The sequence below is a fragment of the Acidiphilium rubrum genome (genome assembly GCF_900156265.1).
In the GTDB taxonomy this organism is placed as follows: domain Bacteria; phylum Pseudomonadota; class Alphaproteobacteria; order Acetobacterales; family Acetobacteraceae; genus Acidiphilium; species Acidiphilium rubrum.
Map to the genome: position 1 here is coordinate 1 of NZ_FTNE01000029.1, position 14,842 is coordinate 14,842.

General features: G+C 64.0%; 13 protein-coding genes and 1 rRNA gene. 10 read left to right on the forward strand and 4 right to left on the reverse strand.

The features are described from left to right. Both BW994_RS15975 and clpB read right to left on the reverse strand, forming a co-directional pair. Window positions 1-144, reverse strand: a 16S ribosomal RNA gene (locus BW994_RS15975); the annotation flags it as partial. Between the two features lie 592 nt (window positions 145-736). Beyond that, window positions 737-3,331, reverse strand: a complete 2,595-nt coding sequence (gene clpB / locus BW994_RS15980; RefSeq protein WP_029313176.1) for an ATP-dependent chaperone ClpB — start codon at window positions 3,329-3,331, stop codon at window positions 737-739. Between the two features lie 113 nt (window positions 3,332-3,444). On the opposite strand from clpB, the gene BW994_RS15985 reads away from it, so the two are divergent. From BW994_RS15985 to BW994_RS16020, 8 genes are all read left to right on the forward strand, one after another. Continuing rightward, window positions 3,445-4,200 carry an MOSC domain-containing protein gene (locus tag BW994_RS15985; RefSeq protein WP_029313175.1) on the forward strand — a complete coding sequence of 252 codons (756 nt, stop codon included), beginning with the start codon at window positions 3,445-3,447 and terminating at the stop codon, window positions 4,198-4,200. Continuing rightward, entirely contained in the window at window positions 4,197-5,702 is a 1,506-nt protein-coding gene (locus BW994_RS15990) for a phospholipase D-like domain-containing protein (RefSeq protein ID WP_076454712.1), read from the forward strand. Before BW994_RS15985 ends, BW994_RS15990 begins: the two co-directional genes overlap by 4 nt. Window positions 5,703-5,711: 9 nt before the next feature. Next, window positions 5,712-6,296 (forward strand): CDP-diacylglycerol--glycerol-3-phosphate 3-phosphatidyltransferase, encoded by a 585-nt coding sequence (gene pgsA / locus BW994_RS15995; protein WP_029313173.1) that lies wholly within the window; start codon window positions 5,712-5,714, stop codon window positions 6,294-6,296. Window positions 6,297-6,471: 175 nt separating this feature from the next. Then, a complete protein-coding gene (mobB, locus tag BW994_RS16000) occupies window positions 6,472-7,029 on the forward strand; it encodes a molybdopterin-guanine dinucleotide biosynthesis protein B (RefSeq protein ID WP_051657550.1) in 558 nt (185 codons plus the stop codon). 40 nt (window positions 7,030-7,069) lie between these two features. Further along, on the forward strand, window positions 7,070-7,792 hold the full coding sequence (locus BW994_RS16005; protein ID WP_139334159.1) for a hypothetical protein: 723 nt from the start codon (window positions 7,070-7,072) through the stop codon (window positions 7,790-7,792). A 7-nt stretch (window positions 7,793-7,799) separates the two neighbouring features. Beyond that, window positions 7,800-8,051 (forward strand): molybdopterin converting factor subunit 1, encoded by a 252-nt coding sequence (gene moaD, locus BW994_RS16010; RefSeq protein WP_029313170.1) that lies wholly within the window; start codon window positions 7,800-7,802, stop codon window positions 8,049-8,051. A gap of 2 nt (window positions 8,052-8,053) precedes the next feature. Further along, complete coding sequence (locus tag BW994_RS16015; RefSeq protein WP_029313169.1) at window positions 8,054-8,506, forward strand: molybdenum cofactor biosynthesis protein MoaE; 453 nt, start codon at window positions 8,054-8,056, stop codon at window positions 8,504-8,506. Between the two features lie 355 nt (window positions 8,507-8,861). Continuing rightward, a complete protein-coding gene (locus tag BW994_RS16020) occupies window positions 8,862-9,584 on the forward strand; it encodes a response regulator transcription factor (protein ID WP_245594194.1) in 723 nt (240 codons plus the stop codon). 36 nt (window positions 9,585-9,620) lie between these two features. Here the strand turns inward: BW994_RS16020 and hpnH are convergent, their stop codons facing one another. Together hpnH and ispH are read right to left on the reverse strand one after the other, a co-directional pair. Further along, entirely contained in the window at window positions 9,621-10,772 is a 1,152-nt protein-coding gene (hpnH, locus tag BW994_RS16025) for an adenosyl-hopene transferase HpnH (RefSeq protein ID WP_029313167.1), read from the reverse strand. A gap of 52 nt (window positions 10,773-10,824) precedes the next feature. Next, window positions 10,825-11,823, reverse strand: coding sequence for a 4-hydroxy-3-methylbut-2-enyl diphosphate reductase (gene ispH, locus BW994_RS16030; protein WP_408734956.1), 999 nt, complete (start codon window positions 11,821-11,823; stop codon window positions 10,825-10,827). A 395-nt stretch (window positions 11,824-12,218) separates the two neighbouring features. Here ispH and dxs point away from each other — a divergent pair, with 395 nt between their 5' ends. Continuing rightward, a complete protein-coding gene (dxs, locus tag BW994_RS16035) occupies window positions 12,219-14,162 on the forward strand; it encodes a 1-deoxy-D-xylulose-5-phosphate synthase (RefSeq protein ID WP_029313165.1) in 1,944 nt (647 codons plus the stop codon). A 17-nt stretch (window positions 14,163-14,179) separates the two neighbouring features. Beyond that, window positions 14,180-14,815: an ABC transporter substrate-binding protein gene (locus BW994_RS16040; protein WP_245594193.1), complete on the forward strand. Its 636-nt coding sequence runs from the start codon at window positions 14,180-14,182 to the stop codon at window positions 14,813-14,815. Window positions 14,816-14,842 lie beyond the last annotated feature (27 nt).

The following is a 14,842-nucleotide window of genomic DNA, read 5'->3' on the forward strand; positions in this document are numbered from 1 at the left end:
CCACGGTTGTCCCCCATCCAAGGATAGATTCCTACGCGTTACTCACCCGTCCGCCACTGACAATATTGCTACTGCCCGTGCGACTTGCATGTGTTAAGCATGCCGCCAGCGTTCGCTCTGAGCCAGGATCAAACTCTCATGTTCATCAATGCCAATACCCTCGCAGGTACAAACACCACGAACCAGACCCAGCCCACTCATTCACCATCCAGGCCACAAGACCCAGACAGCATTCGAAACATTCTGTCTTGCATCAAAAGATACATCATCAACGTTCGAAAGTTCATCAGAACCAATCAATGAAACCAGGTCCTTACCCAGCCACCAATCAACCCAAATCAACCACCACCACACCCAGGCCTAAACCCAGACACAGCAATCACCACCAATCACACCACCAAGCCCTCTCAGACCCAGCAATACAATCAGTAGCCAAACGCCACCAACGTATCCCTTCCTAGCCTATTCACAAACCTCAAAGAACAAAACTGACGTTGCGGTCTGACCCGCTCCGTCGGTCGCCGCCTCATCAGCGGTGAACGGGCTTCTACGCGCCGCCCCGCCCCCTGTCAACGCCCACCAACGCATTCATTGAAATTTCTGAAAAACGTTGGCCAATACTAGAAACTTCTGAAAACAGGCGGCGCCTAAATGGGCCGGCACCGCCATTTTCACCATCGCAGTTCGGCCATGAGCAGAACGCATGCTCGATGGCATTTACATGACAGAAACAACCTCAAGCCACCTCCGCCAGAGCGCCCACAACGGTCAGACCATCCTCACCGACGCCGACCGTCACAGTCTCGCCGTCGTGGATCGTACCGGCCAGAATCGCACTCGCCAGCCGGTTCTGCAGGCTGCGCTGGATCACCCGCTTCAACGGCCGCGCGCCATAGACCGGGTCGTACCCCTCGTTCGCCAGCCAATCCCGCGCCGCCTGGTCGAGCCGCAGCGTAATCTTGCGGTCGGCCAGCAACGCCTCGAGATGGTGCAACTGGATGTCCACGATCGTCGCCATATCAGCCCGCTGCAACCGCCGGAACAAAATGACCTCGTCCAACCGGTTGAGGAATTCCGGCCGGAAATGGCCACGCACCACGCGCATCACCGCCGCTTCGGCCATCATGACATCCTCGCCGTCCGGCTGCGCCGCCAGGATCTCACTGCCGAGGTTCGAGGTCAGGACAATGATGGTATTCTTGAAATCCACCGTCCTGCCCTGGCCATCCGTCAGGCGCCCATCGTCGAGCACCTGGAGCAGCACGTTGAAAACGTCCTCGTGCGCCTTCTCGACCTCGTCGAACAGGATCACCTGATACGGCCGCCGCCGCACCGCCTCGGTCAGCACACCGCCTTCCTCGTAGCCGACATAGCCGGGCGGTGCGCCGATCAGCCGCGCGACCGCGTGCTTCTCCATGAACTCGCTCATGTCGATCCGCACCATCGCGCGCTCGTCGTCGAACAAAAACTCGGCCAGCGCCTTGCACGTCTCGGTCTTGCCCACCCCGGTCGGGCCGAGGAACAGGAACGAGCCGATCGGCCGGTTCGGGTCCTGCAGCCCGGCGCGCGCACGCCGCACCGCATCGGAGACCGCGCGCAGCGCCGCCTCCTGCCCCACCACGCGCGCGCGCAGCAGATCTTCCATTTTGGTCAGCTTGGCCCGCTCGCCTTCAAGCATCTTATCGACCGGAATGCCGGTCCAGCGCGCCACGACATGCGCGATCTGCTGCTCGGTGACCGCTTCATTCACCATCGCGCCGCCGGCCGTCCCATCGCCCGCGCCGGCCGCGAGCTTGCGCTCCAGATCGGGGATGACGCCGTACATCAGCTCCGATGCCCGGGCCAGATTACCCGCCCGCTGCACCATTTCCATCTCGCCGCGCGCCTGGTCGAGTTTTTCCTTGAGTTTCTGCGTCTCGTTCAGCCGGTCCTTCTCGCCCTTCCAGGCCGCCGACATCGCGTCCGATTTCTCCTCGATCGCCGCGATCTCGCCTTCCAGCCGCCCCAGCCGCTCCTTCGAAGCCGCGTCGTCTTCCTTGCGCAGCGCCTCGCGCTCGATTTTCAGCTGCATCAACCGCCGATCGAGCTCATCCAACGCCTCCGGCTTGCTATCCACCTGCATCCGCAGCCGCGATGCCGCCTCGTCGATCAAATCGATCGCTTTGTCCGGCAGGAACCGGTCTGAAATATAGCGGTTCGACAGCGTGGCCGCCGCCACCAGCGCGGAATCCAGAATCCGCACGCCGTGATGCAGCTCGTATTTCTCCTTGATGCCCCGCAGGATCGAAATCGTGTCCTCCACGCTCGGCTCATCGACGAACACCGGCTGAAACCGCCGCGCGAGCGCCGCATCCTTCTCGATGTATTTCCGATATTCATCGAGCGTCGTCGCACCGATGCAGTGCAACGCCCCGCGCGCCAGTTCAGGCTTGATCAGATTCGAGGCATCCATCGCGCCATCCGCCCGCCCCGCGCCGACCAGCGTGTGCATCTCATCGATGAACAGGATGATCTCGCCATTGGCGGTCTCGATGTCCTTGAGCACCGCCTTCAGCCGTTCCTCGAATTCGCCGCGAAACTTCGCCCCAGCCACCAGCGCGCCGAGGTCGAGCGACATCAGCCGCTTGTTCTTCAACGCCTCCGGCACATCACCGTTCACGATCCGCAGCGCCAGACCCTCGACAATCGCGGTCTTGCCGACGCCGGGCTCGCCGATCAGCACCGGATTGTTCTTGGTCCGGCGCGCCAGCACCTGGATCGCGCGCCTGATTTCCTCATCGCGCCCGATCACCGGGTCGAGTTTCTGCGCCCGCGCCGCCTCGGTCACGTCGCGCGCGTATTTTTTCAGCGCGTCGAAATTCTGCTCGGCATTCGCGCTGTCCACGGTACGGCCCTTGCGAATATCGGCCACCGCCGTCTCCAGCGCCTGCGCCGAGGCACCTGCCGTCTTCAGCGCGCGCCCGGCCGCCGAATCGCTCGCGGCCAGCGCCACCAGCACGCGGTCCTGGGCGGTGTATTCATCGCCCGCCTTCTGCGCCATCGTCTGCGCGGCATCGAGCACCCGCACCAGATCGGGCGTGATCTGCGGCTGGCCCGCGCCGGAACCCTGCACTTTCGGCAGTTTCGCGACGGCCGCGTCCACCGCGAATTTCACCGCCGCCGGATCACCCCCGGCGGCGCGGATCAACCCGGTCGCAGCGCCCTCGTCGTCATCCAGAAACGCCTTCAGCAAATGCTCGGGCGTGATGAACTGATGATAATCCCGCACGGCAATGGTCTGTGCGGCCTGAACGAACCCTCTGGCCCGCTCGGTGAATTTTTCAAAATCCATGTCTTGATCCCTTTCAGTCGGCGATCGGGCCGAACCGTCCCTCAATAGGCAACGGCGCGACCTTGCCGATCACAAATGGTTGTAGCATTGATCTCGCTCAAGAGGGGGATTTGATGCGGATCGACACGATGTATCGCTACCCGGTAAAGGGCCTGACGCCGGAGCCGCTGACGCATGCCGAACTCCGCCCAGGCCGCGCGATCGACTGGGATCGCGCCTTCGCCCTCGCCCAGGGCGACAGCCGGTTCGACCCGGCAACCCCGGCGTGGCGCCCGAAAACCGAATTCCTCTGCCTTGCCCGCAATATCGAAGCGGCACAGCTCACTGCGCGATTCGAACCCGCCACCGGCATCCTCACCCTGATCGCTCCGGATGGCGCGGCACTCGATGCCGAACCGCTCACCGCCGCAGGCCGCGCCGCCATCACCGCCTTCATCGCGGACGCTCTACCCGGTGCCATGCGCGGCACCCCGCAGTTCGTTTACGTCGATGGCCATAGTTTCTGCGATCACGACGGCGCGGTGATCAGCCTGATCGGCATGCCAAGCCTGCAATCGCTCGGCGACGCTGCCGGCGCGCCACGCCAGCCGATGCGCTTTCGCGCCAATCTCTACCTCACCGGTCTCGAACCCTGGGAGGAATTGACCTGGATTGGCCGCACCATCGCGATCGGCGACGCCCGCCTGCGCGTGACCGAACGCATCAACCGCTGCGCCGCCACCTGCGTGAACCCCGAAACCCGGCAGCGCGACGCCAACCCGGTCAAGGAATTGATGGACCATTTCGGCCATGTCGATTGCGGCGTGTTCGCCGAAGTGCTGGAGGGCGGCCGCATCGCGCCGGGCGACTCCATCCGGCTGCTGTCATGAGCGCGCCCATCCTGCGCCCCGGCGAGACCGTCTGGCGCCTCGACCACGCGGATCGGATGGCGGTGATCATCGATGGCGCGGCCTATTTCCGCGCGCTCAAGGAAGCGATCCTGTCCGCCCGGCATTCAGTGATGATGATCGGCTGGGATTTCCACACCGGCATCCAGCTCGAACGCGATGGCGAGGCGACGCAGGGTGTGCCGAACCGGTTGGGCGATTTCCTCACCCATGTCGTCAAACGCAATCCATCCCTGCACGTCCATGTGCTGCGCTGGGATCTGGCGTTCATGAAAATGCCGATGCGCGGCACCACGCCGCTGATCCTGCTCAACTGGCTCACCTCGCGCCGCATCCATTTCCGGCTCGATGGCAACCATCCCGCCGGTGGTTGCCACCACCAGAAAATCGTGGTGATCGACGACCGCCTGGCCTTCTGCGGCGGCATCGACACGACGGTCGGCCGCTGGGACACCGGCGAGCATATCGACGATGATCCCCGCCGCGACGAACCCGATGGCAAACGCTACGGCCCCTGGCACGACGTGACCACGGCGGTCGATGGCGACGCCGCCCGCGCCCTGGGCGATCTGGCGCGCATGCGCTGGCTGGCCGCCACCGGCAAGCGGCTCGCCCCACCACCGGCGCGTGCCGAAATTCCCTGGCCGCGCAGCCTGGAGCCGCGCTTCCGCGACGTCATGGTCGGGATCGCGCGCACCTGGCCGAAAACCGCCGAGATGCCCGAAACCCGCGAGATCGAGGCACTCTACGTCGCCGCGATCGCCGCGGCGCGCTACACCATCTATCTTGAAAGCCAGTATTTCGCCGCCCCGCGCATCGCCGCCGCCATCGCGGCGCGCCTTGCCGAGCCGGACAGTCCGGAAATCATCATCATCAACCCCAAACGCGCCGATGGCTGGCTCGAGGAGGAAGCCATGGGCTCCGCCCGCGCCCTGCTGCTGCGCGACCTCAACCGGCTCGACCACGGCGGCCGCCTGCGGTTCGCCACCCCGGTCAGCGCGGGCGATGCGGATATTTATGTCCACGCCAAGGTGCTGATCATCGACGACACCTTGCTACGGGTCGGCTCCTCGAACATCAACAACCGCTCGATGGGCATCGACACCGAATGCGATCTCGCGATCGAAGTGCCGCACGAGGGTCCGGACCGCGCCGACCTGCGGGCGGCCATTCTCGACGTGCGGGACACGCTGCTTTCCGAGCACCTGGGCACCACTGTCGAACGTGTCCGCGAGGCCATCGCCGCACATGGCTCGCTGGTCCGCGCCTATGATGCGCTGCTGCCGGCCGCCGGCCGCCGCCTCGCGCCGTTCGAACCACCACCGATCAACGATCTGGAAGCCAAACTCGCCAAGAGCGGCGTGCTCGATCCGCATAGCGTGGAAGCCATGGCGCCGAATTTCCTGCGCGCCCTGCGCCTGATCAACAAACCGCGGCCGAAACACCTCCTCAACCGACTTACGCACCGCACGAAAACAGCTTAATCTCGCGCGATGCTGACCGATCTGCCGAACGTCCTGACCCTGTCGCGGATCGCCGCCATTCCGCTGCTCGTGCTGCTGGTCGCGCTGCGCGACCCGACCGCCGATCTGCTCGCCGCGGCCCTGTTCACCCTCGCCGGCATCACCGACTGGCTGGACGGGCGCCTTGCCCGCACCCGCCGGCAGCTCTCCAACCTCGGCCGCATGCTCGACCCGATCGCCGACAAACTCCTGGTCGGCGCCACGCTGATGCTGCTGGTCGGATTCCATCTGCTGCCGGCGTTCGGCATCTACCCCGCCATCGTGATCATGCTGCGCGAAATCCTGGTCTCGGGCCTGCGCGAATATCTCGCGGGCATCAGCATCGGCCTGCCGGTCACCCGGCTCGCAAAATGGAAAACCGCCGCCCAGATGGGCGCGCTCGGCGTGCTGCTGCTGGGCGACCAGGGTGCTGCGATCCTCGGCATCGGCGGCTTTCCCGCAACCGATATCGGCGGCGTGCTGATCTGGCTGGCCGCGATCCTGACGCTGATCACGGGCTGGGATTACCTGAACGCCGGGCTGCGGCATCTCATTCAACCCGATCCTGCGCCCTGACCTTGGACGGACGAGATCAGGCAAAGAAAGTCTTCTTTTTTGTGAACAAAAAAGAAGCAAAAAAAACTTCACTCATCTGGGCCCATGCCGGTGAAAACGCCCGTGCCCCAAGGTCAAAAAGTTTTTTGCGTCTTTTTTACAAAAAAGAAGCCTTCCCTTCAGACTGCTCCTGAAAATGTCAAATATCGTAACACCAAGACCCGTCCTCGCCCTGGTCGGCTGGTCCGGCAGCGGCAAGACCACCCTGCTGGCATCGCTAATCCCGCTCCTCACCGCGCGCGGCCTGATCGTCTCGACGCTGAAACACGCCCATCACAAGGTCGACCCCGACCAGCCAGGCAAGGACAGTCATCGCCACCGCATGGCCGGCGCGACCGAGACCATGCTGGCCACCCGGGACCGTTTCGTGCTGTTTCGCGAGCATCGCAGCGAGGACGAGCCCGATCTCGCCCTGCTGCTGGCCCGCATGGCGCCAGCCGATCTCTACCTCGCCGAAGGGTTCAAATCGGCCCCGGTCGACAAACTCGAAATCCACCGCCCCGCGCTCGGCAAGCCGCCGCTCTGGCCCGATTTCGAACACGTTATCGCCGTCGCGAGCGATGCGGCGCTGCCCGATTGCCCCCTGCCGGTGCTCGATCTCGCATCGCCGACGGCTGTCGCGGCATTCATCGTCACCCGTCTCGGCTTGAGATCGGGCAGTAATCCGGCGCATAACAGCATCAGCGGCTTCTGAAGGAATCAACACGATGCGGCGTGGCTCCCGATCCATCACGATGAAAACACTCTCCAGACCCCTGACCCTCGCGGTTCCCGGCGCGATGGCGCTCCTGCTGTCCGGCTGCGCCGGCGTCGGCAATTACCTCGGCAGCACGCTCAACCCGTTCGGCGATCCCAACGCACCGAAGGGCTACGCGCTGAACATGCAGCGCGCCCGCGGCAACGATGTGGCGGTTGCCCCCATCCTGCCGCAGCCGGGCGATGTCTGGCCCGGCCCGGTCCGCCCGGTGCCGACCCTGAGCGACATCCAGCAGCACATGAACACCCCGCTCGGTCAGGAGTTCCAGAACGAGTACGGCCGCAAACCGACCGGCACCAACGCCTATTCCGTGCCGGAGGGCGGCATGGCGACGCCCGAACCCCACGCAGATAGCGGCCCGAACGCCGGCACCACCAAATTTGGCGGCTACGGCCACGCCGTGAACGGCAGCTCCACCTCACCCGGCAGCGCCCAGAGCGCGCTGCCCAACGAACCGGCCGCACCCGCCACCACGCCGACCCCGGCCAAGACCATCGGCAGCGGCAAGCAATTCGCGGTCGGCCAGACGCTGATGGGCCCGACCGGTCCGGCCGGCGTCGTCAGCGGATCGAGCAACGGCCGCTACCAGACCGTCGCCCCGATCAATGGCGGCGGCGGCGGCATCCTGATCCCGAACGGCAACGGCACCGCCACGCTGATCCAGCCCAACGGCCAGGTCGTCACCGTGCAGGGGCAATAGCCCTGCCGTGAAAATCCTCTATTTCGCCTGGTTGCGCGAGCGGATCGGCCACGCCGAAGACACGATCGATCCGCCCGACAGCGTCACCACGATCGGTGAGATGACCGAGTACCTGGCCGGCCTCAGCCCCGCCCACCAGCGCGCCTTCGCCAACCGCGATGCCATCAAGACCGCGCTCGATCAGGTGTTCGCGCCGCCCGAGACACCCCTGGGCGATGCGCGCGAACTCGCCTATTTCCCGCCGTTCACGGGCGGCTGACCATGCCGCGGATCATCGTCGGGCCCGCCGATTTCGATCCCGGCACCGCGCTGGCCACGCTCGAGGCCGATGCCGGCGCCGTCGCCAGCTTTATCGGCATCGTGCGCGGCATCGCCGATAACCGGCCGCTCACGGCCCTCACGCTGGAACACTACCCCGGCATGACCGAACAGGCCCTGGCCACCATCGCGAATACCGCAATGATCCGCTGGCGCCTGCTCGACTGCCTGATCATCCACCGCACCGGCCGGCTCGAACCCGGTGCGCGCATCGTGCTCGCCGCCGCCGCCAGCGCCCATCGCGGCGATGCGATCGAGGCGATGACCTTCCTGATCGACTGGCTGAAAACCGACGCCCCGTTCTGGAAACACGAAGAGTTCCGCGACGGCACGGCACGCTGGGTCGCGCCGCGCGAGACCGACCAGAGCGCGCGGGATCGCTGGATCGAACAGTAAAAGGCCAGATCGGCCAGCGCTGCCCTGGTATTTCCGCTCAAGCCGCACCCCTGCGAACCCGTCGCTCGGTCCAACCGCCGACCGCGACGCAGCCCGATAGCGGACGCCCCAGGCGTCCAGGTTACGCCGTGTGGCGTCCCCAAACCCAGCAGTTTTGTTTCAGAACGCTGTTATCCGACAATTTTGAAATAACAGTATCAAATACTAGATATAATAATATTATTTCAACAATTACTATCAAATTAAAATTATTTTGTTGACGAGCACGTCTTTCGGTTGTATTGATTGATCATATTAACCGGGGGTTGTGATGAAAATACTCATTTTTGGGCATATACTCGATAATAAAGACATCATGACGATGTTCTTCAAATCGAAACTCGTCGTCGTCGATGAAACCGCGGAGTCCGAGGAGGCACTCGATCTCGCCCGGTTCTACGATTACGATGCCGTTCTGCTGCGCCTCGCGGACACACGGTCCGCCGAAATCGAATTGATCCGCCGCCTGCGGATCGGCGGCCTGCGCTGCCCGATCGTCGCGGTGGCGCACAGCCTCGGCGAATCAAGCCGCCTGCGGGTGCTCGAAGCCGGCGTCGACGATCTGATCGTCAACGCGACCTCACAGGAGGAAATCTTTCTCCGCGTGCAGAATCAGGTTCGCCGCAGCCGCGGCTTCCAAAGCCCATCACTCGTGATCGGCAACGTCCAGATCAACATGAACGCGAAAAAGATTTTCGTGGGCGACATCGAGGTCAGCCTCACCAAAAAAGAATACCAGATCGTGGAAATCCTCGCCCTGCGCAAAGGCTGCGTTCTCAGCAAGGAAGCGATCCTCGATCACCTCTACGGCGGGCTCGACGAGCCCAACCCCAAGATCATCGACGTGTTCATCTGCAAGATCCGCAAAAAACTGCTGGCGCTCGGCGCCGACGACCTGATCGAAACCAACTGGGGTCGCGGTTATCTGGTGGTCGAAAAACGCAGCCCAGACTACGCGCCACAGCCCAAACCGGCCGAACCGGTCGAGCAAAACGACGCGCGGCTCCGTGCCGGCTTGTTCCTCAGGGTTGGAACCTGATCATGTCCCAACCCCTGGGTAACTGCCCTGGAACTCTCAGTCGGCGCTATCGACCACGGCCGGCTTGGCGTGAATCTCAGCCATCTTCTGCTCGACATGGCGTGAAAACACGTAATCCGCCGGCCGCTGGTGATCGAGCGGAATGTCTGCCGCCATCGCGCCCTCAGTCTTGATCCCCTGGATCGCCAGCTTGACCATTTTCCACGGCCGCTTGACCGAATCGACCACCGCCGTCGCCTCGAAACCGGAATGAACCATGCAATCGGCGCATTTCTCATAATTGCCGACGCCGTATTTATCCCAATCCGTCGACTCCATCAGCTCCTTGTAGGTCTTGGCGTAACCTTCACCGAGCAGATAGCAAGGCCGCTGCCAGCCGAACACGTTGCGGGTCGGGTTGCCCCACGGTGTGCATTTATACGTCTGATTACCCGCCAGGAAATCGAGGAACAACGGTGACTGGTTGAACTTCCACGCCTGACCGCGCGCCTTGCGCTCCTTGCCGTGACGGAAAATCGCGCGGAACAATTCCTTGGTGCGCTGCCGATTCAGGAAATGCTCCTGGTCCGGCGCCCGCTCATAGGCATAGCCCGGCGAGGTCATCACGCCATCGACCCCGATTTCGTTAACCGTATCCAGAAACCCGGCAACCCGGGCCGGATCGGTGCCATCGAACAGCGTGCAATTGATCGAAACCCGGAAGCCCTTGGCCTTCGCGAGCTTGATCGCGGCAACCGCGCGCTCGTACACGCCTTCCTGGCTCACCGCATTGTCGTGCATCTGCTTGTCGCCATCCAGATGAATGTCCCAGCAGAAATTCTTGTGCGGCTTGTACTGGTCGATCTTTTTCTCGAGCAGCAGCGCATTGGTGCACAAATAAATGAACTTGCCGCGCGCGAGAATCTTCTCGACGATCTCCGGCATCTCCTTGTGCAGCAGCGGCTCGCCACCGGCGATCGCCACCACCGGCGCGCCGCACTCATCCACCGCCTCGAGCGCATCCGCCACCGAAAGCCGCTGGTTCAGGATGGGTGCCGGATAATCGATCTTGCCGCAGCCCGAGCAGGCCAGATTACAGCGGAACAACGGCTCCAGCATCAGCACCAGCGGATAACGCTTCCGCCCCGTCAGATGCTGCTTGAGCACGTAAGACCCGACCTTGATCGCCTGATTAAGCGGCACGCCCATAAGATAACTCCTGAAACCCTTGAACTGGATAGACGACGTCAAAACCGGACGTTTAGTCGTCGCTCACTTCACTCGGCAGCTTGAACCGCACGTCTTCCGGCGTGCCGGCCAGCATTTCGACCTCGATCGGCCCAAACCGCTTCAACCCTTCGAGCACGCCGCGCACCAGTACCTCCGGCGCCGAAGCGCCCGCGGTCACACCCACCACCGAAATGCCCTCGAACCACGCGGCATCCAGATGATCCGCATCGTCAATCAGATACGACGGCCGGCCAAGCTCCGCACCAATCTCGCGCAACCGGTTCGAGTTCGACGAATTGCGGCTCCCGACCACCAGGATCAGCTCGACCTGCTCGGCCAGATGCCGCACCGCTTCCTGGCGGTTCTGCGTCGCGTAGCAAATATCGCGCACATCCGGCCCGGTTATGGTCGGAAACCGCGCCGTCAGCGCCGCGATGATCCCACGCGTGTCATCCACCGACAGCGTGGTCTGCGTGATATAGGACAGCATGGCCGGGTTTTCGACCGTCAGCGTCGCCACGTCCTCGACCGTCTGCACCAAATACACCTGGCCATCGATCTGCCCGATCGTGCCCTCAACCTCGGCATGGCCGGCATGCCCGATCAGAATGATCTCGCGCCCCTGACCGGCGTAACGCCGCCCCTCGGAATGGACCTTGGCCACCAGCGGGCAGGTCGCATCGATCACCGGCAGCGAACGATCGCTGGCCGCCTTCTGTACCTTCCGGGCCACCCCATGCGCCGAAAACACCGTGATCGCGCCGTCCGGCACCTCACTGATCTCATCGACGAACACAGCCCCGCGCGCGCGCAAATCCTCGACCACATGCCGGTTGTGCACAATTTCGTGACGCACATAAATCGGCGGCCCAAACTTCACCAAGGCGCGCTCGACAATCTCGATCGCCCGCTCCACCCCGGCACAAAACCCGCGCGGCTGCGCCAGAACCACCTTCATGGTCGGCACCACGCCCGCAGCGGCATCCGACCCCGCCTGGGTCAGTTCAGTCGAAGTCAGGGACATATCCATCGAGCTGACGCCCTTTCGTGATCCGTGGGAATATCAGAGTCGCCGCCTGGATCCGGCGCGATCTCATTGCAAGAGACTATCAGAGTAGGTCATCGCCCCGCGATTCCGCAAGGCCCGCTGCCGCAACGCAGCGTGAACCGCCGCACACCCGCCATGCCTGTTGCGAATTTGCCATGCTCGCGCGCCAATCCAGCCCCCCGGTTTCATTCCGGCGCAGTTCGGCTTATGTCTGTCTCTAATAAAAGCCTGACTCACGCACCGGCGCTCTTGCGTCATCCGCCCGTCGATGGTCGGACCGACAAACCCGGCGCTGAGCAGACGGATCGTAAAGGACGTAACATGATGGCCCATGACACAAGCGATCGTTCGGAGTTGCACACCGAGGGCCGCGCCTGATGCCGCCCCGCACCCCGTTGCTCGACCGCATCAACATCCCCTCCGACCTGCGCAATCTCTCCGGCGAGCAGCTGCGCCAACTGGCCGATGAACTGCGTGCCGAAACGATCGACACCGTCTCCATCACCGGCGGCCATCTCGGCGCGTCGCTCGGCGTCGTCGAACTCACCGTCGCCATCCATGCGGTGTTCGACACCCCGCGCGACCGGCTGATCTGGGATGTCGGCCACCAGACCTACCCGCATAAAATCCTCACCGGCCGGCGCGACCGCATCCGCACCCTGCGCCAGCCCGGCGGCCTGTCCGGCTTCACCCGCCGCTCGGAGAGCGAATACGACCCGTTCGGCGCCGCCCATTCCTCCACCTCGATCTCGGCCGGCCTCGGCATGGCCATCGCGCGCGACCTAAAGGGCGACACCCCCCAGCGCAACGTTATCGCGGTCATCGGCGATGGTGCGATGTCCGCCGGCATGGCCTATGAGGCGATGAACAACGCCGGCGCGAGCAAATCCCGCCTGATCGTGGTGCTGAACGACAACGATATGTCGATCGCTCCGCCGGTCGGCGCCATGAGCGCCTATCTTTCGCGCCTGATCTCCTCGCGTAGCTTCCTGTCGTTGCGCGACTTCGCCGCCCGCATGGCCAAGCGCTTCCCCCGCACCCTGGAACGCACCGCCAAGCGCGCCGAGGAATACGCCCGCGGCATCCTGACCGGCGGCACCCTGTTCGAGGAACTCGGCTTTTATTATGTCGGCCCGATCGACGGTCACAATCTCGACCATCTGCTGCCGGTCCTGCGCAACCTGCGCGATGCCGAGGGCGAGGAACCGATCCTGCTGCACGTCGTCACCCAGAAGGGCAAAGGCTACGCGCCCGCCGAAGCCTCGGCCGACAAATACCACGGCGTCTCGAAATTCAACGTCGTCACCGGCGAACAGGCCAAGGCGCCACCCGGCCCGCCGTCCTACACCAAAGTTTTCGCCACCGCCCTGATCGCCGAGGCCGAGGCCAACCCGAACATCGTCACCGTCACCGCCGCCATGCCCGGCGGCACCGGGCTCGATGCGTTCGGCAAGCGCTTCCCCGCCCGCACCTTCGATGTCGGCATCGCCGAGCAGCACGCCGTCACCTTCGCCGCCGGCATGGCGACCGAGGGCATGGCACCGTTCTGCGCCATCTATTCCACCTTCCTGCAACGCGGCTACGACCAGGTGGTCCACGACGTCGCGCTGCAATCCCTGCCGGTCCGCTTCGCGATGGACCGCGCCGGCATGGTCGGCGCCGATGGCGCAACCCATGCCGGCGTGTACGATCTCGCCTTCCTTGGCTGCCTGCCAGGCTTCATCATCATGGCCCCGTCCGACGAGGTCGAACTGATGGATTGCGTCGCCACCGCCGCCATCATCGACGATCGTCCCTCCGCCTTCCGCTACCCGCGCGGCGAGGGCATCGGCCTCGAACTGCCGGCCCGCGGCACGCCCTGGGAAATCGGCAAAGGCCGCATGATCCGCGAGGGCAGCAGCGTCGCCATCCTCGCCCTCGGCCCGCGCCTGCACGATGCGCTGAAAGCCGCCGATGAACTCGCTGCCCGCGGCTTTCCCACCAGCGTGGCCGATGCGCGCTTCATGAAACCGCTCGACACCGCCTTGATCGACCAACTCGCCCGCCACCACGAAGTGCTGATCACCATCGAGGACGGTGCCGCCGGCGGTTTCGGCGCCGCCGTCGCGCATCACCTCGCCTGGTCCGGCGCGTTCGACCACGGTTTGCGCTTCCGCCCGATGACCCTGCCGGACCGCTATATCGATCACAACACCCCGGCCGCCCAGCTGATCGATGCCGGGCTGACCGCCAAGGATATCGTGGCGCACGCGCTCGCCGCTCTCGGACGCAGCGGTCATGGCGAAAAAACGCATGCCCCGGTCGCAATTCCGGCGCAGTGATCCCATTATCTGTGGTCATGAAACGCCGCATTCTCATCGCAGCACCGCTCCTCGCGGCGCTGCCCCTGGTGGTTCCGTCGGCACGCGCTGCTGCCACGGATGCCGCATCGATTGCCGCCCCGGTCACCGCGCTCGATCGCGCGCTGATCACCACAATGAAGTCCGCCAGCGCGGGTGCCAGCTTCATGACGCGCTATACCGCGCTCAAGCCGGTGGTCGAGCAGAGTTTCAACCTGCCGGTCATCCTGGAAACCTCGGCCGGCCTGCTCTGGTCGCAAATCCCGCCAGCGCAGCAGACCGAGTTGCAGACGCTGTTCACCCAATACACCGTCGCCAGCTACATCAGCAGCTTCAGCGGCTACGGCGGCCAAAAATTCGAAACCCTGCCCGGCAGCCGCAGCGTCGGCGCCAGCCGCGTCGTCACGACCGATCTGATCGCGCCGACCGGCCACAAGACCAAGCTCGCCTATGTCATGAGCCCGGCCGGCGCCACCTGGAAAATCACCGACGTCCTGTTTGAAGGCACCATCAGCAAGGTCGCGACCCAGCGTTCGGATTTCGGCAGCCTGATCGAGCCGGGCAATGCCACCAAACTGATCGCCGCGCTCAAACAGAAGGTCACTGCCCTGTCCGGCGGCGCGCTGCATGGCTGAGCAGGGCCGCGCGCCGGGCCTGCTCCG